The following is a 23,485-nucleotide window of genomic DNA, read 5'->3' on the forward strand; positions in this document are numbered from 1 at the left end:
CTGCGGGGAACCCGATGCTGACAAACGGCGCGATGATCGCGGACCGCTACCGGCTGCAGCGCCTGATCGCCACCGGTGGGATGGGCCAGGTCTGGGAGGCCCTGGACACCCGGCTCGATCGCCGGGTGGCGGTGAAGGTGCTCAAATCGGAGTTCTCGGCCGATCCCACGTTCCGGCACCGGTTCCGCACCGAGGCCAAGACCACCGCCCAGCTCAACCATCCCGGTATCGCGGGGATCTACGACTACGGCGAGACCTACGACCCGCAGGGCGGGGAAACCGCCTACCTGGTGATGGAGCTGGTGCAGGGCGAACCGCTGAACACGGTGCTGAACCGGCTCGGCCGGTTGTCGGTCGTCCAAGGTCTGGATCTGCTCGAACAGACCGGCCGGGCGCTGCAGGTCGCGCATCGGGCCGGTGTGGTGCACCGCGATGTGAAACCGGGCAATATTCTGGTCACCCCCACCGGACAGGTGAAGATCACCGATTTCGGTATCGCCAAGGCGGTCGACGCCTCGCCGGTCACCAAAACCGGGATGGTGATGGGCACCGCCCAGTACATCGCACCGGAACAGGCAGTCGGCGAGGACGCCACGGCGGCCAGCGACGTGTATTCGCTGGGTGTGGTCGGCTATGAGGCGCTCGCCGGTCAGCGTCCTTTCACCGGCGACGGTGCACTCACCGTCGCGATGAAACATGTGCGCGAGGTACCGCCGCCGATGCCGGCGGATCTCCCGCCGAATGTGCGCGAACTCGTCGAGGTGACCCTGGCCAAGGATCCGCACCAGCGTTATACGGACGGCGGCGAATTCGCCGAGGCGGTTGCGGCGGTACGGTCCGGCCGGCGCCCGCCTCCGCCCCGTAATCTGGCCGCGGCCGGTCCCACCAGCGTTATCCCGGCGCCGCAGCCGGCGTACGACGATCCGGCGACCGTTCGCTACACCACCCCGGCCACCGCCATGGCCGGGCCGGCGACGGCCATGGACCATCACGGCGCACACGAAGCGGACCCCGGCGATTACCGCGACGACACCGGTGGTGGCGCGCTCGGGAAGAACCAGAAGTGGATGATCGCGCTGGGTATCGGTGCGCTGGTGCTCGGCGGGGCAGTGCTGTGGCTGCTCTTCGGCGGCGATACCAATCCAGAAGGTACGCCCATCGAGACCTCGTCCACGGCTCCGACCACTCGGCCGGCACCGCCCCCGATCACCACTACCTACGAGGTGACCGAACCTCCGGTGTGGACCCCCACGCCGGAGTACACCACCACCCAGCCACCGGCGGCGACGACCAGCACCGAGCCGCCCGCCCCGACCACTACGACGACCCAACCGCCGACCACCACCACCGAGACCACCACCACCGCCCCGCCGACCACCACGGAATCGACGGGCAGCCAGGAAACCACCACCACTACCCGGCGTTACCCGCCGGTGCCGGAGATCGATCTGCCGGAGATCGGCGATCGCTCCCGTGACGACGACAGCTATCCCGACGTGCCGAGCCACCATCAAGGACAGCCATGACGACCCCGAAGAATCTCTCCTCTCGCTACGAGTTGGGCGAGATCATCGGATTCGGCGGTATGTCCGAAGTCCACCGGGCCCGCGATCTCCGGCTCAACCGCGATGTCGCGGTCAAGGTGCTGCGGGCCGATCTGGCTCGCGACCCCACGTTCTACCTGCGTTTCAAACGCGAAGCGCAGAACGCGGCGGCGCTCAACCATCCCGCGATCGTGGCGGTGTACGACACCGGTGAGGCGGAGGTGGACGGTGGTCCGCTGCCGTTCATCGTGATGGAGTACGTGGAAGGCGATACGTTGCGCGATATCGTGCGCAACGAGGGCCCGCTGCCGCCGCGGCGGGCGATGGAAGTGATCGCCGACGTGTGCGCCGCACTCGATTTCAGCCATCAGGCCGGGATCGTGCACCGCGATATGAAACCCGCCAACATCATGATCAACCGCGCGGGCGCGGTGAAGGTCATGGATTTCGGTATCGCGCGGGCCATCGCTGACGCCGCCAACCCGATGACCGCGACCGCCGCGGTGATCGGCACCGCCCAGTACCTGTCGCCGGAGCAGGCCCGCGGCGAAACCGTGGACGCGCGATCGGATGTCTATTCGGTCGGCTGTGTGCTGTTCGAAATCCTCACCGGAGAGCCGCCGTTCACCGGTGATTCCCCGGTCGCGGTCGCCTACCAGCATGTGCGCGAGGATCCGCGGCTGCCTTCGCTCGTACACGACGGTGTCCCGCGGGAGCTGGATTCGGTCGTGCTCGAGGCCATGGCCAAGAACCCGGCGAACCGTTATCAGAGCGCGGCGGAGATGCGCGCCGATCTGATCCGGGTGCTGGGCGGGCAGAAACCCGGCGCGCCGATGGTGATGACCGACGAGGACCGCACCACCATGCTGGGCCCGGCAGAGCCACCCGCGCGCGGATATCACCGCCTGGATGACGACCATATCGACGATTACGGCGATTCCGGGGGTAATCGCCAGCGGGCCTATATCGCCGCCGGTGTGGTGGCCGCGGTAGCCGTGGCCTTCGGCCTGTTCTGGATGCTGATCGGTCCGGGTAGCCGCCCCGATCAGGTCGCGGTGCCGGATCTGTCGAACCTCTCGGCCAGTGCCGCCGAGCAGAAACTGGACGCGCTCGGTTTCGATGTCGCTATCCAGGAGAAGCCCGACGGCCGGGTCGTCGCGGGTAACGTCATCGCGACGCAACCGCTCGGCGGATCGCGGGCCGACGAGGGCAGCACGATCACCATGCAGGTCTCCACCGGGCCGCAGCAGGTGCCGATTCCCCGGGTTGTCGGGCTGAGTCAGCAGGAAGCCGCTCAGGAACTCACCAATGCCGGGCTCCAGGTCCATCCGGACGTGAAGCGCGGACCGTCCAGTCCCGAGGACAAGGACAAGGTGATCGCCCAGGATCCGTCTCCCGGATTCGAACTGGACGCGGGCAGCCAGGTCACACTGACCCTCGGGTCCGGCCCGGAGCAGGTGTTCGTACCGGATGTCGTCGGTCAGTTGATCGACCGGGCGCAGCCGAATCTGGAGGGCGCCGGGTTCAAGATCGAGATCCGCGAGGTGCAGTCCGCGCGGCCCCGCGGCGAGGTGCTCTCCACCAGCCCGGCCGGCGGTTCGAATGCCGACAAGGGGTCGACCATCACCGTGCAGGTCGCACAGAGCGATCGCATCTCCATGCCGAATCTCGTCGGTCTCACCCCGGACGAGGTCGTGGACACGCTACGGCAAAGCGGCTGGCAGGGCAGTGTGAACCACGTCCGCCAGATCACCCAGATCACGCTGAACTCCGATCAAGCGGGCAAGGTGCTCAGCCAGCAGCCGTCTGCCGGTACCACCGTGCCCTCGTCGACCACGGTCACGGTCAACACGGGTGTGCTTCCGCTCGGCCCACCCTGATATCCGCCGGCCGGATTCGGACCCGAACAACTCCCGTAGGCCCCGCACCACTGTGGTGCGGGGCCTACGTGGCGAAAGGCAAAAATCCCGGCTACCCGCAGCTGGGTAGCGAACGTTCTACGGGCTCCACTGGCCGGCGCCTCCTCCGAGATATGAACAGTGCGGTGCTCGCCGGCAGATCCCCGGCGTCAGTGCACCGAAAGCCCCGCGACCTCCGCCTCGAGCATCTCCACCAGTCCCTCGGCAGGCCGCTCACCGCAGATTTCCAGCCAGTTCGCGAGCATCCGGTGACCGCCCTGGGTCAGCACCGACTCCGGGTGGAACTGCACCCCGTGAATCGGTAGTTCGTGATGCCGCAGCGCCATGACGATGCCGCTCTCGGTACGCCCGATCACATCGAAACCGGCCGGCAACGTGTTCTCGACGACGGTCAGCGAATGGTATCGAGTGGCAGTGAACGGGTCGGGCAGGCCGGCCAGGACGCCGGTGCCGATATGGAACACCGAACTCGTTTTACCGTGCAGCAGCTCGGGAGCCCGGGTCACCGTCGCGCCGAAGGCCGCGCCGATCGCCTGGTGGCCGAGGCAGACACCGAGGAGCGGGGTGGCCTGCTCGGCACAGGAACGCACGATATCCATGCTCTTTCCTGCGCGTTCGGGCGTGCCGGGGCCAGGACTGATGAGGATCCCGTCGAAATCCCGGGCGACCGCGTCGGTATCGGCGAGTTCCGGATCGTCATTGCGCCAGACGACCGCCTCTACGCCGAGCTGACCCAGATACTGGACCAGGTTGAACACGAAGCTGTCGTAGTTGTCGACGACCAGAACTCGCATGCACAAAGACTACGTGGCCGATCACCGGATACGGGGACATCCCCCCTGATCACCTGGTGGGATAGCCTGAGAACACGACCTGCACGCTGAACACGAGGACATCATGCCCAAGTCGAAGGTCCGCAAGAAGACCGACTACACGATCAACCCCGCCAGCCGTACGCCGGTGAAGGTGAAGGCAGTGGGCCCGTCGCCCGTCTGGTACGTCACCATCATGCTCGGCTTCATGCTGGCCGGGCTGATCTGGCTGCTGGTCTACTACCTGGCGGCCGATCAGATCAGCTGGATGAGCGATCTCAATGCCTGGAACTTCCTCATCGGTTTCGGGCTGATGGTGATCGGGCTCATCATGACCATGCGGTGGCGCTGACCAGCGGATTACACGGGTGTAATTAATGCACACCTGTGGATAAACCTGTGGATAACTCTCGAGACGGATTGGGGAACACCGCGTGCAGCCCGAGAGCGCACAGCCACGCCTCACCTGGTCGACCCCGCTTCCCGCGCTGATCGCGGTCGCGATCGGCGGAGTGATTCTTGCGGTGGCCGCGCTGCTGACCGCCGAAGTGCCCGGCAAGTTCCTGCTCGGGGTCGCGGCCCTGGTACTCCTGTCCCTGGCCGGGTTGGGTATTCGGCAACGGCCACGGTTGTCGGTGATCCCGGGTGCGGAACCGCGGCTGGTCCTGCGCGGTCTCACGGGCCCCACCGAGTACACCCGCGACCGGATCATCCGGGCGCGGATCGTGGGATACCGCCGACTCGGCCGCAAATCGCCGATGCTGGAGATCGATGTCGATCACCTGGGCACCGAACGGCTACTGATCTTCGGCCGGTGGGACTTGGGAACGGACCCGGAAGATGTCTACGAAACACTGCGTTCGGAACTGCGCCTGCGCGGCGAATCGGCGCGCTGAACTCCACCCGCACTGCCCTGCCTACGTTCCGATCGATGTTTCACGTAAAACATGCGGAGCCCGTCACCGCCCACAGCGCAGCCGGTAACCGACGATATCGATTCGCGCAGCCGCTTCGCGACCGACACTGCGAACCCACGCACCACGGATGAGCGTCTCCGATTCGTTACCGATCTCCGGTCCACGGCCCGGGCTGCCCGCCGAGACTTCAGCGCAGCGAAGCAACCGCGACTCCGATCACCGCCAGGACGATCAGCGCCGACATCGCCAATGCGATCACCCCGATGGTCCGGGCCTGTTCGGGGGTGCGAGCGCGTAGCCATCCGGGCAGGAACATCACGCCGAGCGTGGCGAGGGTGCCCGCTGCCAGTCCACCGAGATGCCCCCACAGCGAGATACCCGGCAGCGAGAAGCTGATGAACACATTGATCCCGATCAGGATCAGCATGCTGTTCGGGTTCTGCCGCAGCCGGACGAGTATCACCGTGATGGCACCGAACAGGCCGTAGACCGCCCCGGAAGCACCGGCCGTCAGGGTGTCCTGTGCCAGCAACATCACCGCGGCCGATCCACCGAGCAGCGATATCAGGTAAACAGCGAGGTAGCGCGCCCGGCCGAGAACCAGTTCGATATCCCGTCCGACGATATAGAGCGCGAACATGTTCAGCAGCAGGTGGATCAAGCCGTAGTGCAGGAAGCCCGACCCCAGCACCCGGAACCACTCCCCGGCGGCGACCGCCGGGGGATACATGACCCAGTCGATGAACAGGGACGATCCCTGCTCGTTGGCCATCAGACTGCGCGATTGCGCCGCGGTGATCGCGTACACCACCAGGTTGAGAGCGATCAAGGCATACGTGACGAACGGTGTGGCCGTGCGGGTGGCCACCGACCCCGACGCGGTGCGCACCTTGCGTGCACTGCTCTGGTCGGCCCGGACGCAATCGACGCAGTGCTGACCGACCGATGCCGGACGCAGGCACTCCGGGCACGCCGGCCGGCCGCAGCGGGTGCAGGACAGGCCGGTGGGGCGGTCGGTATGCCGTACGCACACCTGCGCCGGCGGTGAAGGCTGCTGCGGGTTCACCGGCAATCCCGGGTCCTGGTCGGCTGAATGGTCCGGCCGGGTACTACCGGCCCGCTACGGCGTGTCGCGCTCACCAACCCATCGTGCCATGTGTGCCTTCGGCCCGGCGTCGGCCGCCGAGACTCCGGTAGCGCGAGGCAGTCCACTGACCTGCCGATCTGCATCGGAGGCGCGGCTGTGCCAGAGTTGAACCATGAGCTCGAACCCACTGCGTCCGTCCGGCCGTTCGCGCTATCGGCTGCTCGCCGCCGCCGCGGTGGCCGCGGCAGGCGGTACCGCCTGGCTGGTGCGCAGTAAACGTCCACAGCCGCCCGAGCCGGCCCCCGCTCCCCCGCGTATCGGCCAGACTCGCACCGGTTCCGCGGCGGCCACCTCGAACGGCGCCGCCGCGGTACCCGAGAGCTGAGCGCACCGCGTCAGCGGCTGACGGTCTTGCGGTACTGCCGCAGCGCCAGCGGGACGAAAACCGCCAGGATGATCACGACCCAGATCAGGGTCGTCGCCACCGGATGCTGTAGCGACCAGGCGTTCGACTCGTCGACCACGGGCGAGGAGTTGCCGAACAGCTCGCGGGTCGCCTGTGCCAGCGCCGATACCGGATTCCACTCGGCGAAGATCCGCAACGGGGTCGGCAGATCCTGCAGCGGTACGAAGGTGTTGGCCAGGAAGGTGAGCGGGAAAATGACCATGAAGCTCGCGTTGTTGAACACCTCGGGGGTGTGCACCAGCAGCCCCACCACCGCCATGATCCACGAGATCGCGTAGGCGAACAGCAGCAGGAGCAGATACGCCAGCACCGCGTCCAGTAGCGATCCACGGATACGCCAGCCGACCACCAGACCGGTCAGCGACATGACCACCAGGCTCACCACATTGATCACCACATCGCTGACGGTGCGCCCGATCAGTACCGAGGACGGCGCCATCGGCAGGGAGCGGAAGCGGTCGATGATGCCCTTCTGCATATCCTCGGCAAGGCTGAGACCGGTGAACGTGGACCCGAACACGACGGTTTGCACGAAGATGCCCGCGATCAGGAATTCCCGGTAACCGCCCTCGAGGCCCGGGACTTTGATTGCGGTCCCGAAGATATAGGCGAACAACAGGACGAACATGATCGGCGAGAGCGTGCTGAAGATCAATACGTCCGGTACGCGCTTTATCTTGATCACATTGCGTTTGGTGACGGTCAGGCTGTCACTGACCACCATGGACAATCGCTCGGCCATACCGAGTGATTCCGCCGGAGCGCCGGCCGTTGCCACCGCGGTCATCTGCTCTTTCCTTCCGTGACTTCGAGTTCGCCGATTTCTCGCGCGGCGCCTGGCTCCGAACTCGAGAAACCGACGTCTCCCGGGCCGGCCCCGGGGCCGGATTCCGCATCACCCTCGCTCGGCTCGCCGGCCTCGTGCCCGGTGAGCGAGAGAAAGACGTCGTCGAGCGAAGGACGACGCAATCCGACGTCCTGGATCTTCACGCCCTGTTCGGAGAGCCTGCCGATGGCGGCCACCAACGCCTGCGACCCGTCGCTCACCGGAACCACCACACGGCGCAGGCCGGGCTCGAGGTGGATATCCCCATCGGCCAGCGGGCTCAGCGCCTGCCGGGCAACCGCGAGATTGTCGATATGGTCCACCGTCAGTTCGATCCGGTCGCCGCCGACCATGCTCTTCAATTCGTCCGCCGTACCGCGGGCGATCACCTGACCGCGGTCGATCACCGCGATGGCATCGGCCAGGCGGTCGGCTTCTTCCATGTATTGGGTCGTCAGCAGCAGGGTGGTACCCGCGGCGACCAATTCCTCGATGACATCCCACAGATCCAGCCGTGCCCGGGGATCCAGGCCGGTGGTCGGTTCGTCGAGGAACAGCACCGGCGGGTTGGCGACCAGCGCGCCGGCCAAGTCCAGTCGGCGGCGCATACCACCGGAGTAGCCGCGCACCGGCCGATCGGCGGCATCGCTGAGCCGGAACCGTTCCAGCAGCTCACGCGCGCGTTCCTTACTGCGCCGCGTACCCATGTGGTAAAGCCGCCCGACCATTTCGAGGTTCTCGAAACCGGTCAGATATTCGTCGACGGCCGCGTACTGACCCGAGGCGCCGATTCGGGAACGCAGTGCTCGCGGCTGGGCCAGCACATCGATCCCGGCCACCGTGGCCCGCCCGGCATCGGGGACGAGCAAAGTGGTGAGTACTCGGACGGTCGTGGTCTTCCCGGCACCGTTGGGCCCCAGGAGAGCGGTGACCGTACCTTCGGGCACTGTCAGATCGAGGCCGTCGAGAGCACGGACCCGCGGACCGTAATGTTTGACGAGACCCTCGGCGACGATTGCGTCGGGCATGATTCTCCTGATTCGAGTGATTGTGCAGTGCGGGGTCGGGTGTATCGCCGATGGCGCAACGGGCCATCGACCCGGACGCGTGCGGCGAACGGCCGTATACCGGGTCAGTATTGTCGGGGGCGACGGGGTTTTCATCCGATTTATCCGTTTGCCCGGTCGCGTGCGGAGTCCCGCGGTGTCCATAGCCGAACCGTCGGTACCCACATACGAAGAAGGCCGCACCCCGGCCCGGCTGTGCTCGGGGTAGCCGGTACGAGGTGCGACCGGTTTCGATACTCGTCGCACCGGCCGGCGCGGTCGCGCGTAACGGACTACCCGTTTCGGCGGGCGGCGGTACTCGGATCCGCGCGGCGGTGCCGACGTAGCCGGGGTGTCGGAACTCACGACCGGGAAGCACCGTCGCATAGTGACATCGACCTCCGACAGATTCGGCGCCCGCGGCGGCGACCACCCCGGTCGGCCGACCGGTTCGGCACTGTCGCATCCCCGCCAACCCTGCTGTAGCAGCATTTCCGACCACTTGCGACGGGCGGCGCCTGCGGCAGCAGGACCATCGCGCCCTCACCGGTGGGAAGGTTGTGAATCGCACCAAAAAAAGTCGGAAACTACTGGGCCCCTTGTACGCGCAATCGCGGATCATCGCGTAGGATCGAACGCGTCGGCCCCTCCCCCCCGGGCCGACCTTACGCGGGCCTCGGCTAACTCCCCCCCTTCGCCGAGGCCCGCTCTCATGTCCGGGTCAGCCGCCATATCGCGCGGTACCCGAGATTTCCGAGAAGCCCCCCCCCCCACTCCCGTACCGCACCCGTCGGCGACCACACGCCGCAATGGTGAGAGATTTGGAGTATCATCGTCTCATCAGATCGATGCAGTAGATCAAGGGAGATCCGCATGACCGCGTCCGTAGACGTCGCAGCCATCGACACCGATGCTCCGGCCGAGCGCCGGCCGTTCGGTCCCGGCACCCGAACCTGGGAAGAAGTCGGACTGATCACCTTTTCGCTGACCGCGGGTTCGGCCTTCCTGTTGCAGACCATGGAACCCTCGATCTCCGCGGTGGTCGATGCCCACTCCACCTTCCGTACCGATCCCATCGGCCGTGCCCTGCGCAGCCTGTCCGCGGTGATGATGTGGACTTACGGCGGCGAGGAATCGCTCGGCGAAACCGACCGGTTGCGCAAAATGCACGCCACCCTCAACACCACCGATGCCAACGGCAAGCGGCACACCGCGCTGTCCAGCGGCCCCTGGGCCTGGGTGCTGCACACCGGCACCTTCGCCTTCGCCGAGAACGCGAAATACTTCGCGAAAAAGCCGCTGACCAGGGCGGAGAAGGAAGATTACTACCGCGAGACACTGCAGCTCATGCGGAACTTCTACGTACCGCCCAAGGAGCTGCCGGCGTCCTACGCGGACTTCGAGAAGTTCTTCGCGGACCAGGTGGACAACCATCTCGAGGCCACCCAGACCGCCAAGGACTACCTGACGGTCATCCGGACCATCGCCCCGCCCGCTGCGCTACCCCGTGCCCTGCATCCGCTGTGGCGCGGGCTGACCGGCCCGTTCGGCCGGATGCAGTACTTCGTCACCGTCGGCACCACCCCCGAAGTGGCACGGCGCAAACTCGGTCTCACCTGGACCGAATCCGACGAGCGCAAGCTGCGGATTCTGGGCTGGTTCATCGCCCGCCTGATCCCGCTGCTGCCGGAACGGCTGCGCTATTTCCCGATCGCCTACGAAGCCCGCAAACTCGAACGCGACAAGGCCCGGCTGCGCAAGGTCATCGATATCCGGCCGCTCTGATCGGCCGGGGAACGGCCCCTGGACCGAATCCGGTCCGGGGGCCGTCTGCTGCATAGATACACTGCGGGCCGAGCCGAGTTCGACAGGAGCACCGACCGTGACCAGCAGTACGACCGCACTTCCCGACTACGAACAGGTGGTCCGGCTGCCGCGCGAACTGGGCCCGGTCACCGTGCCGGAGAGCTTCCGGGACGAGAACGATCATATGAACATCCGGCACTACTTCGACCTCTGCGTCGAAGCCGGCGGACAGGTCTTCGAACGTATCGGGATCACCGACGAATACCGCGCGAACCGTGGTACCGGCTTCTTCACCGCCGAACACCACATCCGCTATTACTCCGAAACCCGGGTCGGCGAAGAGGTTTCGGTCTACGTACGGGGTGTGGACCGTTCCGACAAGGTGGTGCATATCGTCGCCATGCTGGTGAACGACACCGCCCGACGCCTCAGCTGCACGCTCGAGATCACCGCCATCCATGTGGATCTGCGCACTCGGTCGGCCACCTCGTTCGCAGCCGATATCGCCGCCGCCATCGATCGTGAACTCGCACCCGACGCGGCGGACTGGCCCGCACCGGTCTGCGGCGCCATGGGGATACGCCGCTGAGCCCGGCCCGGCAGGTCAGGCCGGTTCGGCTCCCACGCCGGAATCGGGCTGACCGCCTGCCGGGCGAACCGTCAACGCTTCGTGACCGCGGGGGCGGGCCGTACTGACGAACATCACCGGCTGCCCGGCGTGCAAAGTGCGGTAGCCGTCGGTTTCGATGCACCGGTACTCCACGAAGACCTGTTCGGTCCCGTCGTCGGGCTTGATGTAGCCGAACCCTTTCTCGGAGTCGAACCAGAAAACTCTGCCCCGTCTCCAATCCGATCGGCCGATGCCGGGTGCGACAGACTCCGAAGGGGTCATTACCAGGTCTTCTCCACTCGTGCTGTCTCGGTCGACACCATCAAACGTACGCCCGGTCCGCGTCGGCGTCACGAACGATTCCGGCGGCATGCCGTTACGGTGCTGCTGTGCCAGAACCATCCTTCCTCACCGAAACCCGCACCGGCTACGACACCATCGCGGCGGCCTACGCCGAACATTTCGCCGGCGAACTCGACTCCAGCCCTTGGCAGCGAGCAATACTCGGCGCCTTCGCCGAAATCGTCGGGGCGGGCGAACCGGTCGCCGATATCGGTTGCGGCCCGGGCCGGGTAACCGGTTTCCTGGCCGAACACGGTCTGGCAGTCCGTGGGATCGACCTGTCCCCGGCCATGGTCGAGCTTGCTCGGCGCCACCATCCCGATATCCGATTCGATGTTGGTTCCATGACCGCGCTCGATATCTCCGATGGTTCGCTGGCAGCTGTGGTCGCTTGGTACTCCCTGATCCATATTCCGCCCGCCGCGCGCCCCGGCGTGCTGGCCGAATTCCACCGCGTATTGCGGCCGGGCGGACGGCTGCTGCTCGGGTTCCAAGTAGGCACCGAGGTCAAGCATCACGAGGAGGGGTTCGGGTTTGCGGTCTCGCTGGACTTCCACCGGATCCTCCCTGAGGAAGCGGCCGCATCGGCGGAAGCCGCCGGTTTCACGGTCGATATGCGTTTCGTCCGCGAGCCCGCCGGATGGGAACCGACCCCACAGGCTGCTTTGCTGTTGCTGCGCCCGAATTGAACCGGCTTTCCATCCCCTATCGTAATGATAGATAACCCCATCATTACGACGCGATCGAAATGATGGATGACGCCCGCGCGCCCGGATGGTTCCACCTATCGAAATGATTCTTGACCCGATCATTTCGATAGATAACGCTGGTCAGGTGGCGACCAAGAAGAACCCACTCGGCCCGACCGGTGATACTGTCCGCGAAAATGTCCTCCGCTACCGCACTCTGATGAACCTCGGATATGCCGATCTCGCCCGCCGGCTCGAGGCCGTCGGCCGCCCCATCCCGGTATTGGGACTGTCGCGGATCGAGCGCGGTGAGCGCCGGGTCGACGTGGACGACCTGATGGCACTCGCGGTTGCCCTCGGCGTCTCCCCCACCAGCCTCCTGCTCCCGGACACCGCCGATTCGGACGACAGCGTTACCGCCACCGGAATCGACGGCACCGCCGGGGATCTGCTCGGCTGGTTCCGCCTGCACACCCCCTCCGCGCATATCGGCAAACCGGCCGGGCGCCGGTTCGTGCGCGATGCCATCCGCTTCATCGCCGACGCCCGGCCCCGATGGGATATCGAAGGTCTCACCCTCGAACAGCTTCCCGGAGTCGGCCATCAGGAATACGCCGCGCAGATCGCGCAGAAAGCACGCCGCCCGGACGGCGACGACAGCCGCTGATTCGAACCCGACGCCGGCCGCGCGGCGATCACGCGCCGGGCGGGCCGCGCACCACCCGGTACCGAGGCCGGATCAGGAGGTGTGACCGGCCATCAACTCGAAAACCGAAACAGGACGCCCGGCTTCGGCGCTCGCCGCCCGCGCCCGCCGCCAGAATTGCTGTGCAGCTCGGGACAGGGTGGCGTCCACCCCCGCTTCCTCGCTCGCATCGATGATGTGCTGCGCGCCGGCGTCCATCATCGCGAACGACGCGAGATCACCCCATCCGCCTTTCTGGGCGGCCGCCGCGTACTCGGTCATGAAGAACGGGTATGCCTCGGCCGAACGCAGCGCATACGGCAGGAAACGGTCGATATCGTTGCCGGAGCCGCGGATCAGGGCGAGAGCTTGATCGAAGGCGAGCATCCACGGATGGAAAACGATCAACAGCGCCTGATAGAACACCTGCGCCAAACCGTCGTCGGCACCCAGATACTCCTGCGGGCTCAACGGCCGCAGCAGTTCGGCGTACGCATCGAACACCTCCCGCGGCCCGCTGTAGAAGAGGTACGAGGCGGGGTGGGCGATATTGTCGCCTGCCGACATGAAGCCGCCGGAGAGGAACTGGGCACCGTGCGATCGGACCCACTGCCCGCCCTTGCGGGCGTTCTCCGGTGAATCCGACGACAGATTCACGATCACCTTCCCCGGCAACGCCCCGCTCGCCGGGCCGAGCACGTCGTACATCGCGGCGTAGTGCGTCAGGCTCAGAACGGTCACCTCCCCCGCGGCCAGCGCGTCGGCCACCGTCGCGGCACGGCGCGCACCGGCTTCCACCATGGCCTCGGCCTTGTCGGGGCTGCGATTCCAGACGGTGACCTCGATACCCGCCGCCAGGAAAGCCCGCACCATGGCCTGCCCCATCGGGCCCAGGCCGATCACGCTGACCGACCGAGTGTTCTGCTGAGACATCGGATTCCTTTTCCATCAGTGGTCGAACTGTTTTCGGCGCCGGAACCGATACTGCGTTCCCGCAGGTAATGTGGACAAGAACGTACGTTCGGGTGGGGTTGCTCACCTCGAGGTCCGTAACGAGGTCGGGAGGTCGCGGTGACCGGTGTGAGTGATACAGAACACGATGTATGCGGTATGTCCCTGGCGATCGACGTGGTCGGCGGCAAGTGGAAACTGCATCTCATGTGGGTGCTGGGCGCGGGCCCGCAGCGTTTCGGGCAGATTCACCGAACATTGGCAGGAGTCAGCGAAAAGGTGCTGACCGAGAACCTGCGTCAACTGGAGGCGGCGGGAGTCGTTCACCGGAAGGTGTATCCGGAGGTCCCGCCCCGGGTCGAATACTCGCTCACCGCACTCGGCGAAGACCTTGCCCGCGCGCTACGTCCCCTGGAGGAATGGGGCGACCGGCACCGCGGTCGGCTACTGGATGTCGCCTGCTGACGCACACCGCAAAGGATCGAGGAATGCGGCCCGGTCGGCAGCCCCGAGGGCAGCGCCGGATCTATTCCTCGATCGCGGTGCGCGGTCGGCGTTACGGCACAGCCGATCGCCGATGGTGATCGGCTGTGGCAGGGCGGTGGCGAGATGTGCGGCGAGAACGAAGTCGGCGCGCCCGAGCCCGGCGTGGTCGAACGGCGCGGCCGGCGGACCGCGGCGACCCCGTCGTGGAAACGTTTGCGAAGTGGGCACCTGCATGCCGCCACAGGTGGCGCCGTAGCGGGGCTGCGCACACTATCGTGCCGACGACGCCGGGGGAGTGTGGCAGCATCTCTTCGAGCTGGTTGCGGGTATGGCGCATGCTCAGTGGGTAGTGCGACGAATTCTGCTCAGACCACGGTGGACCGCTGCGGCTCGACCGCTTTCGTGGGCAAGGGCAGGTCTCCCAGTGTGCAAACACCGGTCGACCTGCCCCGATCCCAGTGGAGCCTAGGGGAATCGAACCCCTAACCCCTGCCTTGCAAAGGCAGTGCTCTGCCAATTGAGCTAAGGCCCCGGACAGACGTGCGACCGCGGCGAGTCGCCTGCGAAACAGTAGCGTTCCGGCACGTACACCGTCAAACAAGCCTACCCCGGCGCGACCCGGGCGATCATCTGCGCAGGGCTCCGGTGGCCTCGAACTCGGCTTCCCGGCCCTGCATCTGTTCGCGGTACCAGTTCTCCCGATGCCACAGCATCACCTTCTCGTGGATACGACCGATCGGCGGCACTCGCCGTGCCAGTTCCACCGCGGTGACCAAGGGGATCCGGGCGATCGGCAACAGTACCCAGGGAAACGCCGCCGGCATCCGGTACTTCCGGCGTGTGGTGGGCAACATGTACAGGGCGGGGTAGGCAGAGTTGATCCGGTAGTTGTAATGCGCCCGCAGGCGGGCGAAGCCGCGCTGGCCCGGCCGGGGCGCGAAGGCCGCCGGATAGGACTCGATGAGTTCGGCGCCCTGCTCGCCGGAGTCGTGCGCACGGGAGACCAGGGTCATCGCCATGACCCGCAGGGTGTCGGGCACGGTTTCCGGATGCCAGGCGAGCCGGACGCCGAGCAGGTAACCCATGTACTTCTGGAAATGCAGCAGCGCCCGGAACTCCGCCGGGCTGGTTTGGTAGCCGAGCGCCCACAATCCCAAGCCGGGAATGGTGCTGCCGGCGATCAACGTCAGCAACTGGTATGTCTGGCTGATCGGCAGACCCCACCGTTCGGTGTCCCATTCCGGGTGCCGCGCCACCCCCGCGCGCACCGAAACATGCATGATCCGCACCTTCAATGCGGTGGCCCGGCCCGGCGACCCGGGTGTCAGCAACGCGCCGGGCTCGGACACATCCATCCAGAACCGGCAGGTTTCCAGGAAACGGCGCAGTGCGCTGTCGCCGGCGTAGCCGCCGGCCAGGGACAGCGGGGTCGCGACAGCGGATTCGGTATACATCTCGAGGGTTTCCGCGCCCGCGAAACCGAACAGCATGGTGCCCCACCGGCGCCAGACAGCTGCCCCGCGTTCGACCAGTTCCGGGCGCACCCAATCAGGGACGGTTTCGAATTCGTCGAACAGCGCACGCATCGACGGCGGCGGATCGGCGATGCTGTCGATACCGTCGCGCAGCGCAGTCTCCAGCAGCCGCCGCCCGTTTACGCGACCGTCCGCGCCGCGCATCACCTCGGCGACGAACCGTTCCGCCACCGGATCACCGGCGAACATATCGGCACACAGCGCTTTTGCCTGTTCGTCGGTCGGGAAGAGGTCACTGCCGGTCAGCGCACGTACCAGCCGTTCCACCGTCCGTACCCGCGGGTTTTCCCGGGCCTGCCAGTAGCGGAATCCCGCTGGGCAGCGGCCGGACGGGTCCTCGGTATCCGGTGTCACCACTGGTATCGACATCAGCTGTCCTCCCTGCCGGGCCGGCCCGGGGCAACGCCCTGACCGGTGCCGCGAACCGGCCCCACCACGACCATACTTAACTGTATGGATAGACAGTACTCAATAGTATGGAAAGTCGATAGGGGCGGTTTTTCGATACGAACCCCAACACATTCACCCGGCCACCTGCGGTTAACACCCCTGACAGCCGTAACCACCGGATCCTCCGAGCCCGTCCATGGCCTCCCCTACCATCGGTGTATGGCACTCAGCGGCGATCGGTCGGAGAAGACAACGGCGGACTCCGACGCCGCGGAACCGCCCGACCGAGCACCGCGCCGGCCGAAATCGAAAAAGGCCCAGGCGCAGCAGCGTCAACGCCGGCGCACTGCCCGGCTCTCCTACGACGATTGGGTCGACGGCGCCCTGAACCTGCTCTCCCGCGAGGGGGTAGGGGCGATCAAGATCCAGCGGCTGTGCCAGGAACTCGGCGTCACGAAGGGCAGCTTCTACTGGCATTTCGACGATATCGAACAACTCATGACGGCCATGGCGGACCGCTGGAGTGCGATACAGAGCCGAACGGTGGATGATCTGGCCGCTTTCGCGGCGATACCGGTGGAGAAGCGGATCGAGAAGATGGCGGCCATGCTGGTGGATCAACGCCACTGGATCGTGGAGACCAGCGTGCGGGAATGGTCCCGCAACAATCCGAAGGTGGCGGCCGCGGTGCGCAACCTCGATCAGCGCGTTTTCGAAACCGTCAAACGCACCATGCTCGACCTGGGTTTCGACGAGAACCAGGCCGGGATCCGGGCGGGCGCGATGGTCTATATCGGCCTCGGATTGATCCACGGCCGGGACAACCTGCCGACGCCGTCCACCGCACAGGTGTCTTCGGTCATCGAACTGCTGGCCCGGCCGTGATCAGCGGCGGGCGACGGGCCCGCCGGAGACGACGTCAGCGAGTGGTGACCTCGTGCCACATATCGGCATCGTCCCGCTTACGCAGTTTGCTGATACCGACGAGAACCGCAGCGATAATTCCGATGGTGAGAACGTATTTCATTACTTCAGCCTAACTCTGAGGGAGGGCGGCGACTCATCCAGGACCGGTGATTCCGGTACCGGGAAGAGCCGGTTCGCCAGGGAAATGGAAACGACCTCCGAACCGTTTCCGGGGGAGGCCGTAGAGATATTGCAGGGAGTGGGTCTAGGAGGACTTGAACCTCCGACCTCTTCGTTATCAGCGAAGCGCTCTAACCGCCTGAGCTATAGACCCGCGGGGCAGTGGTTCTATATCAACCTTCCGCCGAGCAGAGACTGTACCGGACCCCGCCCTGATGAACCAAAAGCGCAGGTCAAAATGGGTGAAAATCGGCGTCTACGGTCCCCTGCCCCGACCGATCCGAGAATCCCGGGACCGCCCTCGACTCACACAAAGAAATCGGCCGATGCCCCACCAGGGAGCACCGGCCGATCGCGCAGCAGTTCGTTCAGTCGGGGTCGGCCAAGGTGACCTGGATACCGCCGACCATATCGCAGCACTGGTTGTAGATGAACGTCCCGACGGTCGCCAGCGCGGTGAACAGCACCACGTTGATCAACCCGATCACGCCGGCGTACCCGAAGACCGTCCCGGCGTCGATCAGCCCGACCGAGCCGCTGTCCGGCGACACCATATCGGTGAAGGTGCTGTTGAGCCGCTCCCAGACACCCATACCGGCCAGCACCATGTACAGCAGCGCGACAGCGATCATCCAGACGAAGAACATGGCGATACTGATCACCAGGGTGATCTTCAGTGTCGACCACGGGTCGATCCGCCGGACCTGCACCGTGGCCCGCAACGGCTCACCGGCGAGCACCGCCTGCGGTAGACCCCGCGGAGCCGGCGAGCCCGTAGGCCCCGATGACGCCGGCGGGGTGTAGGCAGGCGGCGGGGCGGGCTGCTCGGGCGGCAACGGATGCCGGATCTCGGACAGATCCGGCATATCCTTCGCCAATTCGGGACGGGCGATACTGCGGGTAGGTCCGTCCAGGCCGACGGATTTTGCCATGGCGGCTTCTTTCCGGGCCGCCTTGGCCGCCAGATCGCTCGTGGTGCGGGCATTGGTGACTCCGCCGCTCAGCCCGACCGATCGCGACTGTGCCCCGCGCACCGGGGTGTGCCCCGGCCGCGGCAGGTTGGACTGCGGCTCGCGCTGCGGCAACTGCGACCAGCCCTCCTGGAACCGGCCCTGCTCGCCACCGTTACCGCCACCGGACTGCTGCTTCTGGTCACCGCCCCCCTGGGGGCCGGGGTTCGGCGATCCCGCGTTCTGCGATTCGGACGCGAATTCGCCCTGCTGCTCCTGGTTTTCGGGCGCGGAACCACCGCCGGGCGCGGCGCCGGACGCATTACCGCCCGATTGCCCGCCCCCGGACTGGTCGTTGTCCGCGGCATCGCCCGGCCGCTGCATCGGGCGCGGCGAAATCGGGGACGGAGTGACCCTCTCGGTCACACCGTTCGTCTGCTGCCGCTCGTCGCTCGGCTGTTTCGGAGTGGTCAATGGGAATCCTCGGATCCGTTCTTTGCCGCCGGTATGGGTTTACTGCTCGGGGGAACCGCCACCGTCGATCTGCTCGGGCTCGTCGGCGTTACGTGCGATCGCAAGCAAGGTATCGCCCTCGCCGAGGTTCATCAATCGCACGCCCTTGGTCTGCCTACCGGCCTTACGCACCTGCCGGGCGGCAGTGCGGATAACCCCACCGCTGGACGTGATCGCATACAGCTCGTCGTCGTCGTCGACGATGAGCGCCCCCACCAGGGTGCCACGCCGAGCGTCGAACTGGATGGTCAATACGCCCTTTCCGCCCCGTCCTTGGGCCGTGTACTCCTCGATGGCGGTGCGCTTCGCATAACCGCCGGATGTCGCCACCAGCAGATATGTCCCGTCGCGGACCACGTTCAGCGACAGCAGCGCGTCATCGGCGTTGAACCGCATGCCCTGCACACCCGAGGTGGCCCGGCCCATCGGGCGCAGCGCCTCGTCGGTGGCGGAGAACCGGATGGACTGCCCCTGCGCCGAGACGAGCAGTAGATCGTCCTCGGCGGAACACAGTACGGCGCCGACCAATTCGTCGTTGTCGCGCAGGTTCACCGCGACGATGCCACCGCTGCGATTGGAATCGAAGTCCACCAGCCGCGACTTCTTGACCAGGCCCTTCTGCGTCGCCAGCACCAAGTAGTCGGCGTCTTCGTAGGACTTGATCCGGATTACCTGGGCAATCTTCTCGTCCGGCTGGAATGCCAGCAGATTCGCTACGTGCTGCCCGCGTGCTGTCCGGTTCGCCTCCGGCAGCTCATATGCCTTGGCCCGGTATACCCGGCCCTTGTTGGTGAAGAACAACAACCAGTCGTGGGTCGAAGTCACGAAGAAGTGCCGAACGATATCGTCCTGCTTCAGACCCGCGCCCTGCACGCCCTTGCCGCCCCGTTTCTGGCTGCGGTAGAGATCGGTCTTGGTGCGTTTGGCGTAACCGGTTTCGGTGATCGTGACCACCACGTCCTCGCGGGCGATCAGATCCTCGTCGGCGACATCACCGTCGGCGGAGACGATCTGGGTGCGCCGCTCGTCGCCGTAGCGCTCCACGATCTCGGCGAGCTCGTCCTTGACGATCGCGCGCTGCCGCTCCGGCTTCTCCAGGATGTCTTTGAGATCGGCGATTTCGGCTTCGAGCTTGGCCAGCTCGTCGATGATCTTCTGCCGTTCCAGCGCCGACAGCCGGCGCAGCTGCATATCCAGGATCGCGGTGGCCTGGGTTTCGTCGATATCGAGCAGTTCCATCAGGCCGGTCCGCGCGGTATCGGTATTGGCCGAGCGGCGGATCAGCGCGATGACCTCGTCGAGCATATCCAGCGCCTTGACCAGGCCGCGCAGGATATGTGCCCGTTCCTCGGCCTTGCGCAGCAGGTACCGGGTGCGCCGGACGATCACATCGAGCTGATGGTTCACATACAGCCGGATCATCTGGTCCAGGCGCAGCGTCCGCGGCACGCCCTCGACGATGGAGAGCATATTCGCGCCGAAACTGGTCTGCAGCTGGGTGTGCTTGTACAGATTGTTCAGCACGACCTTCGCGATCGCATCGCGTTTGACCGTGACCACGATGCGCAGACCCGCCCGGTCCGACGATTCGTCGTGGATATCGGACACTCCGGCGATGCGGCCGTCCTTGACCTGTTCGGCGATCGCGTTGATGAAGTTGTCGGTGTTGACCTGGTACGGCAGTTCGGTGATGACGATGGTGGTACGCCCGCGGGCGTCCTCTTCGATCTCCACCACACCGCGCATCCGGATGGAACCGCGTCCGGTGGTGTAGGCGTCGTGGATGCCTTGGGTACCGACGATCAGCCCGGAGGTCGGGAAGTCCGGGCCCTTCACGCGCTCCATACAGGCGGCCAGCGTGGCTTCCTCATCGGCGTCGTGGTTGTCCAGCGCCCAGTAGATCGCCTCGGCCAGCTCGTTGAGGTTGTGCGGCGGGATATTGGTCGCCATCCCGACCGCGATACCGTTGCTGCCGTTCATCAGCATATTCGGCACACGGCTGGGCAGAACGACCGGTTCCTGGGTCTTACCGTCGTAGTTGGCGATGAAATCGACGGTGTCGTGGTCGATTTCGCGCAGCAACTCCATGGCCAGCGGGGTCAGCCGGCATTCGGTGTAACGCATGGCGGCCGCACCGTCGTTGCCGCGGCTGCCGAAGTTGCCCTGGCCGTCGACCAGCGGATAGCGCATCGCCCACGGCTGCGCCATCCGCACCAGGGTGTCGTAGATGGCCGAATCGCCGTGCGGGTGGTAGTTACCCATGGTGTCGGCGACCGGACGCGCGGATTTCACGTAACTACGGTCGGGCCGGTACCCGTTGTCGTGCATCGCGTACAGGATCCGGCGGTGCACCGGTTTGAGGCCGTCGCGGACCTCCGGCAGCGCGCGGCCCACGATCACGCTCATCGCGTAATCGATGTAGCTGTTCTGCATCTCCTGCTGGATATCGACCGGTTCGATACGGTCGCCCGCGCTCTCCGGCGGGAGGGTTGTGTCGGTCATGCGATCTCCTTGGTACTGACGGATAACGACGGTTCACCGCGCGCCGCTGCGCTGCGGGTGCCACCGCCGCTACTACACGTCGAGGAAACGGACGTCTTTGGCGTTACGGGTGATGAAGCTGCGCCGGGCCGCGACATCCTCGCCCATCAGGACGCTGAACAGCTCGTCCGCGGCGGCCGCGTCGTCCAGTGTCACTTGACGAAGCACCCGGACCGAGGGGTCCATGGTGGTTTCCCACAGCTCCTTCGGGTTCATCTCGCCCAGACCCTTGTACCGCTGGATACCGTCGTCCTTGTTGATCTTCTTACCGGCCGCCAGGCCCGCCTCGACCAACCCGTCGCGTTCCCGGTCCGAGTAGGCGAACTCGGGTTCGCTGCGCTGCCATTTCAGCTTGTACAGCGGCGGCTGCGCCAGGAACACATGGCCCTGCTCGATCAGCGGACGCATGAACCGGAACAGCAGGGTGAGCAGCAGGGTGGAGATGTGCTGACCGTCGACATCGGCGTCGGCCATCAGCACGATCTTGTGATACCGCAGCTTGCTGATATCGAACTCGTCGTGGATACCGGTACCGAAGGCGGTGATGATCGCCTGGACCTCGGCGTTCTTGAGGACCTTGTCGATCCGCGCCTTCTCGACATTGATGATCTTGCCGCGCAGCGGCAGGATCGCCTGGTACATCGAATCGCGGCCGGATTTCGCCGAGCCGCCGGCGGAGTCGCCCTCGACGATGTAGATCTCGGACTTGGCCGGATCCTTCGACCGGCAGTCGGCCAGCTTGCCGGGCAGGCCACCGATATCGGTCGCGCTCTTGCGCCGCACCAGCTCGCGCGCCTTACGCGCCGCCACCCGGGCCTGCGCCGAGGACACCGCCTTGTTGACGATGGTCTTGGCGTCCGCCGGGTTCGCCTCGAACCAGTGCGCGAGATGCTCGTTGCAGGTGCGCTGCACGAACGATTTCACCTCGGTATTGCCGAGCTTGGTCTTGGTCTGGCCCTCGAACTGCGGTTCGCTGACCTTCACGCTGACGATGGCTGCCAGCCCCTCGCGGATATCGTCACCGGTGAGGTTGCCGTCTTTCTCCTTGAGCAGCTTCTTTTCCTTGGCGTACCGGTTGACGACCGTCGTCAGCGCCGCGCGGAAACCCTCTTCGTGGGTACCGCCCTCATGGGTGTTGATGGTGTTGGCGAAGGTGTGCACCGACTCCGAGTAGCCGGAGTTCCACTGCATCGCGACCTCGAGCTCGTGCCCGGTTCCCTTGCTGGTGAATGCGACGACCGAATTGTGGATCGGCTGTTTGGTCCGGTTGATGTGCCGGACGAAATCCTCGAGGCCGCCGGGATAGTGGTAGGTCCGGGTCTTGACCTTGTGCTGGGCGGGCGCCGCTTCGTCCTCGCCGTGCTTGGGTGCGTCCGCGGTTTCGCTGACCACCTCGTCGGTGACCTCGACCTCACTGACCCGCTCGTCGGTGAGCACGATGGTCAGGCCCTTGTTCAGGAAGGCCATTTCCTGCAGGCGCCGCGACACCGTCTCGAAGTTGTAGGTGGTGGTCTCGAATACCGCGGGATCGGCCCAGAACCGGATGGTGGTACCCGTGGCCCTGGTGGGTTCACCCTGGACCAGCTGGCCGGGCACGGCGTCCTTGTAGGTCTGGCTCCAGTGGTAGCCGTCGGTGTCGATCTCGGCTTCGAGCCGGCTCGACAGCGCGTTGACCACCGAGATACCGACACCGTGCAGACCACCGGAAACGGCGTAGGAATCGGAGTCGAACTTACCGCCGGCATGCAGCTGGGTCATGACGACCTCGATGGTCGGAATGCCCTGGGCGTGCATGGCCACGGGGATTCCGCGGCCGTCGTCGACGACCTGGACACCACCGTCGGCGAGGAGGGTGACCTCGACCTTGGTCGCGTGGCCGGCCATCGCCTCGTCGACCGAGTTGTCCACAACCTCCCAGATCAGGTGGTGCAGGCCACGCTCGCCGGTGGAACCGATGTACATGCCCGGGCGCATCCGCACCGCCTCGAGGCCTTCCAGGACCTTGATGGAGGAGGCACCGTAATCTGGTTTGTTCGATGCGCTCGAACCTGATGCTTTGGAGTCTTTGGCAGCCACTGGTCGGTAGCTCTCCTTACTTGCTGGTCCCCGGGACGGCGGTGGGACAGCGCACGTGGGCCCGGGACAGATAAGAGGGCTGCACACAACGCGCCGAAGGTATCGCCGCTGATTTACGTTTCCATCTTACTTCGCAGCCCAACTTACAGTGCATCTGCGACACCCCTGACGGCTCCCAGGATGGGAGAAATCGGACCGGCACGGGTCC

General features: G+C 65.7%; 21 protein-coding genes and 2 tRNA genes. 11 read left to right on the forward strand and 12 right to left on the reverse strand.

Going from position 1 to position 23,485, the window contains the following annotated elements:
• The first annotated feature begins 14 nt into the window (after positions 1-14).
• Both IU448_RS13825 and pknB read left to right on the forward strand, forming a co-directional pair.
• Complete coding sequence (locus IU448_RS13825) at positions 15-1,526, forward strand: protein kinase domain-containing protein (RefSeq protein WP_195055911.1); 1,512 nt, start codon at positions 15-17, stop codon at positions 1,524-1,526.
• The gene (gene pknB, locus IU448_RS13830) at positions 1,523-3,424 is read left to right on the forward strand and encodes a Stk1 family PASTA domain-containing Ser/Thr kinase (RefSeq protein WP_195055912.1); all 1,902 of its coding nucleotides are present in this window, start codon (positions 1,523-1,525) and stop codon (positions 3,422-3,424) included. The genes IU448_RS13825 and pknB overlap by 4 nt, the downstream gene beginning before the upstream one ends.
• A gap of 188 nt (positions 3,425-3,612) precedes the next feature.
• Here pknB and IU448_RS13835 read toward each other — a convergent pair whose 3' ends face one another.
• Complete coding sequence (locus tag IU448_RS13835; RefSeq protein WP_195055913.1) at positions 3,613-4,257, reverse strand: aminodeoxychorismate/anthranilate synthase component II; 645 nt, start codon at positions 4,255-4,257, stop codon at positions 3,613-3,615.
• Between the two features lie 103 nt (positions 4,258-4,360).
• On the opposite strand from IU448_RS13835, the gene crgA reads away from it, so the two are divergent.
• Together crgA and IU448_RS13845 are read left to right on the forward strand one after the other, a co-directional pair.
• Positions 4,361-4,627, forward strand: coding sequence for a cell division protein CrgA (gene crgA / locus IU448_RS13840; RefSeq protein ID WP_033244414.1), 267 nt, complete (start codon positions 4,361-4,363; stop codon positions 4,625-4,627).
• Between the two features lie 82 nt (positions 4,628-4,709).
• Positions 4,710-5,171 (forward strand): PH domain-containing protein, encoded by a 462-nt coding sequence (locus IU448_RS13845; protein ID WP_195055914.1) that lies wholly within the window; start codon positions 4,710-4,712, stop codon positions 5,169-5,171.
• 208 nt (positions 5,172-5,379) lie between these two features.
• Here IU448_RS13845 and IU448_RS13850 read toward each other — a convergent pair whose 3' ends face one another.
• Entirely contained in the window at positions 5,380-6,258 is an 879-nt protein-coding gene (locus IU448_RS13850; protein ID WP_324188592.1) for a rhomboid family intramembrane serine protease, read from the reverse strand.
• Positions 6,259-6,451: 193 nt separating this feature from the next.
• Between IU448_RS13850 and IU448_RS13855 the strand changes: the two genes are divergently transcribed.
• Positions 6,452-6,664, forward strand: a complete 213-nt coding sequence (locus IU448_RS13855; protein WP_195055915.1) for a hypothetical protein — start codon at positions 6,452-6,454, stop codon at positions 6,662-6,664.
• A gap of 10 nt (positions 6,665-6,674) precedes the next feature.
• Here the strand turns inward: IU448_RS13855 and IU448_RS13860 are convergent, their stop codons facing one another.
• Positions 6,675-7,487: an ABC transporter permease gene (locus IU448_RS13860; protein WP_228813128.1), complete on the reverse strand. Its 813-nt coding sequence runs from the start codon at positions 7,485-7,487 to the stop codon at positions 6,675-6,677.
• A gap of 41 nt (positions 7,488-7,528) precedes the next feature.
• Positions 7,529-8,599, reverse strand: coding sequence for an ATP-binding cassette domain-containing protein (locus IU448_RS13865; RefSeq protein WP_195055917.1), 1,071 nt, complete (start codon positions 8,597-8,599; stop codon positions 7,529-7,531).
• Between the two features lie 891 nt (positions 8,600-9,490).
• Here IU448_RS13865 and IU448_RS13870 point away from each other — a divergent pair.
• Positions 9,491-10,402 (forward strand): oxygenase MpaB family protein, encoded by a 912-nt coding sequence (locus IU448_RS13870; protein WP_195055918.1) that lies wholly within the window; start codon positions 9,491-9,493, stop codon positions 10,400-10,402.
• 97 nt (positions 10,403-10,499) lie between these two features.
• Positions 10,500-11,012: a thioesterase family protein gene (locus IU448_RS13875; RefSeq protein ID WP_280459075.1), complete on the forward strand. Its 513-nt coding sequence runs from the start codon at positions 10,500-10,502 to the stop codon at positions 11,010-11,012.
• Between the two features lie 15 nt (positions 11,013-11,027).
• Here the strand turns inward: IU448_RS13875 and IU448_RS13880 are convergent, their stop codons facing one another.
• A complete protein-coding gene (locus IU448_RS13880) occupies positions 11,028-11,315 on the reverse strand; it encodes a cold-shock protein (RefSeq protein WP_195055919.1) in 288 nt (95 codons plus the stop codon).
• 107 nt (positions 11,316-11,422) lie between these two features.
• Between IU448_RS13880 and IU448_RS13885 the strand changes: the two genes are divergently transcribed.
• Together IU448_RS13885 and IU448_RS13890 are read left to right on the forward strand one after the other, a co-directional pair.
• Positions 11,423-12,064 (forward strand): class I SAM-dependent methyltransferase, encoded by a 642-nt coding sequence (locus tag IU448_RS13885; protein ID WP_195055920.1) that lies wholly within the window; start codon positions 11,423-11,425, stop codon positions 12,062-12,064.
• A gap of 145 nt (positions 12,065-12,209) precedes the next feature.
• Positions 12,210-12,731 carry a helix-turn-helix domain-containing protein gene (locus tag IU448_RS13890; RefSeq protein WP_280459077.1) on the forward strand — a complete coding sequence of 174 codons (522 nt, stop codon included), beginning with the start codon at positions 12,210-12,212 and terminating at the stop codon, positions 12,729-12,731.
• Between the two features lie 72 nt (positions 12,732-12,803).
• Here the strand turns inward: IU448_RS13890 and IU448_RS13895 are convergent, their stop codons facing one another.
• Complete coding sequence (locus IU448_RS13895) at positions 12,804-13,682, reverse strand: NAD(P)-dependent oxidoreductase (protein WP_195055921.1); 879 nt, start codon at positions 13,680-13,682, stop codon at positions 12,804-12,806.
• A 138-nt stretch (positions 13,683-13,820) separates the two neighbouring features.
• Between IU448_RS13895 and IU448_RS13900 the strand changes: the two genes are divergently transcribed.
• On the forward strand, positions 13,821-14,165 hold the full coding sequence (locus IU448_RS13900) for a winged helix-turn-helix transcriptional regulator (protein WP_195055922.1): 345 nt from the start codon (positions 13,821-13,823) through the stop codon (positions 14,163-14,165).
• 480 nt (positions 14,166-14,645) lie between these two features.
• Here IU448_RS13900 and IU448_RS13905 read toward each other — a convergent pair.
• Both IU448_RS13905 and IU448_RS13910 read right to left on the reverse strand, forming a co-directional pair.
• Positions 14,646-14,718: transfer RNA gene (locus IU448_RS13905), tRNA-Ala, on the reverse strand.
• 94 nt (positions 14,719-14,812) lie between these two features.
• Complete coding sequence (locus tag IU448_RS13910; RefSeq protein ID WP_195055923.1) at positions 14,813-16,090, reverse strand: oxygenase MpaB family protein; 1,278 nt, start codon at positions 16,088-16,090, stop codon at positions 14,813-14,815.
• Positions 16,091-16,330: 240 nt separating this feature from the next.
• Here IU448_RS13910 and IU448_RS13915 point away from each other — a divergent pair, with 240 nt between their 5' ends.
• Positions 16,331-16,996, forward strand: coding sequence for a TetR/AcrR family transcriptional regulator (locus IU448_RS13915; RefSeq protein WP_195055924.1), 666 nt, complete (start codon positions 16,331-16,333; stop codon positions 16,994-16,996).
• A gap of 281 nt (positions 16,997-17,277) precedes the next feature.
• Here IU448_RS13915 and IU448_RS13920 read toward each other — a convergent pair.
• The 4 genes from IU448_RS13920 to gyrB all read right to left on the reverse strand — a co-directional run bounded on the left by IU448_RS13920 (position 17,278) and on the right by gyrB (position 23,277).
• Positions 17,278-17,351, reverse strand: a tRNA-Ile gene (locus IU448_RS13920).
• 214 nt (positions 17,352-17,565) lie between these two features.
• Entirely contained in the window at positions 17,566-18,621 is a 1,056-nt protein-coding gene (locus IU448_RS13925; protein ID WP_195055925.1) for a DUF3566 domain-containing protein, read from the reverse strand.
• Positions 18,622-18,660: 39 nt separating this feature from the next.
• Positions 18,661-21,162 carry a DNA gyrase subunit A gene (gyrA, locus tag IU448_RS13930; RefSeq protein ID WP_195055926.1) on the reverse strand — a complete coding sequence of 834 codons (2,502 nt, stop codon included), beginning with the start codon at positions 21,160-21,162 and terminating at the stop codon, positions 18,661-18,663.
• Between the two features lie 72 nt (positions 21,163-21,234).
• Positions 21,235-23,277 (reverse strand): DNA topoisomerase (ATP-hydrolyzing) subunit B, encoded by a 2,043-nt coding sequence (gene gyrB, locus IU448_RS13935; RefSeq protein WP_195055927.1) that lies wholly within the window; start codon positions 23,275-23,277, stop codon positions 21,235-21,237.
• Positions 23,278-23,485: the final 208 nt, after the last annotated feature.

The organism is Nocardia flavorosea (assembly GCF_015477805.1).
In the GTDB taxonomy this organism is placed as follows: Bacteria; Actinomycetota; Actinomycetes; order Mycobacteriales; family Mycobacteriaceae; genus Nocardia; species Nocardia flavorosea_A.

Bases quoted from the DNA above. Each gene is read 5' to 3' on its own strand.
- IU448_RS13825 (WP_195055911.1), top strand. From the start codon at position 15: ATGCTGACAAACGGCGCGATGATCGCGGACCGCTACCGGCTGCAGCGC.
- pknB (WP_195055912.1), top strand. From the start codon at position 1,523: ATGACGACCCCGAAGAATCTCTCCTCTCGCTACGAGTTGGGCGAGATC.
- IU448_RS13835 (WP_195055913.1), bottom strand. From the start codon at position 4,257: ATGCGAGTTCTGGTCGTCGACAACTACGACAGCTTCGTGTTCAACCTG.
- crgA (WP_033244414.1), top strand. From the start codon at position 4,361: ATGCCCAAGTCGAAGGTCCGCAAGAAGACCGACTACACGATCAACCCC.
- IU448_RS13855 (WP_195055915.1), top strand. From the start codon at position 6,452: ATGAGCTCGAACCCACTGCGTCCGTCCGGCCGTTCGCGCTATCGGCTG.
- IU448_RS13860 (WP_228813128.1), bottom strand. From the start codon at position 7,487: ATGGCCGAGCGATTGTCCATGGTGGTCAGTGACAGCCTGACCGTCACC.
- IU448_RS13865 (WP_195055917.1), bottom strand. From the start codon at position 8,599: ATGCCCGACGCAATCGTCGCCGAGGGTCTCGTCAAACATTACGGTCCG.
- IU448_RS13870 (WP_195055918.1), top strand. From the start codon at position 9,491: ATGACCGCGTCCGTAGACGTCGCAGCCATCGACACCGATGCTCCGGCC.
- IU448_RS13880 (WP_195055919.1), bottom strand. From the start codon at position 11,315: ATGACCCCTTCGGAGTCTGTCGCACCCGGCATCGGCCGATCGGATTGG.
- IU448_RS13895 (WP_195055921.1), bottom strand. From the start codon at position 13,682: ATGTCTCAGCAGAACACTCGGTCGGTCAGCGTGATCGGCCTGGGCCCG.
- IU448_RS13910 (WP_195055923.1), bottom strand. From the start codon at position 16,090: ATGTCGATACCAGTGGTGACACCGGATACCGAGGACCCGTCCGGCCGC.
- IU448_RS13915 (WP_195055924.1), top strand. From the start codon at position 16,331: ATGGCACTCAGCGGCGATCGGTCGGAGAAGACAACGGCGGACTCCGAC.
- gyrA (WP_195055926.1), bottom strand. From the start codon at position 21,162: ATGACCGACACAACCCTCCCGCCGGAGAGCGCGGGCGACCGTATCGAA.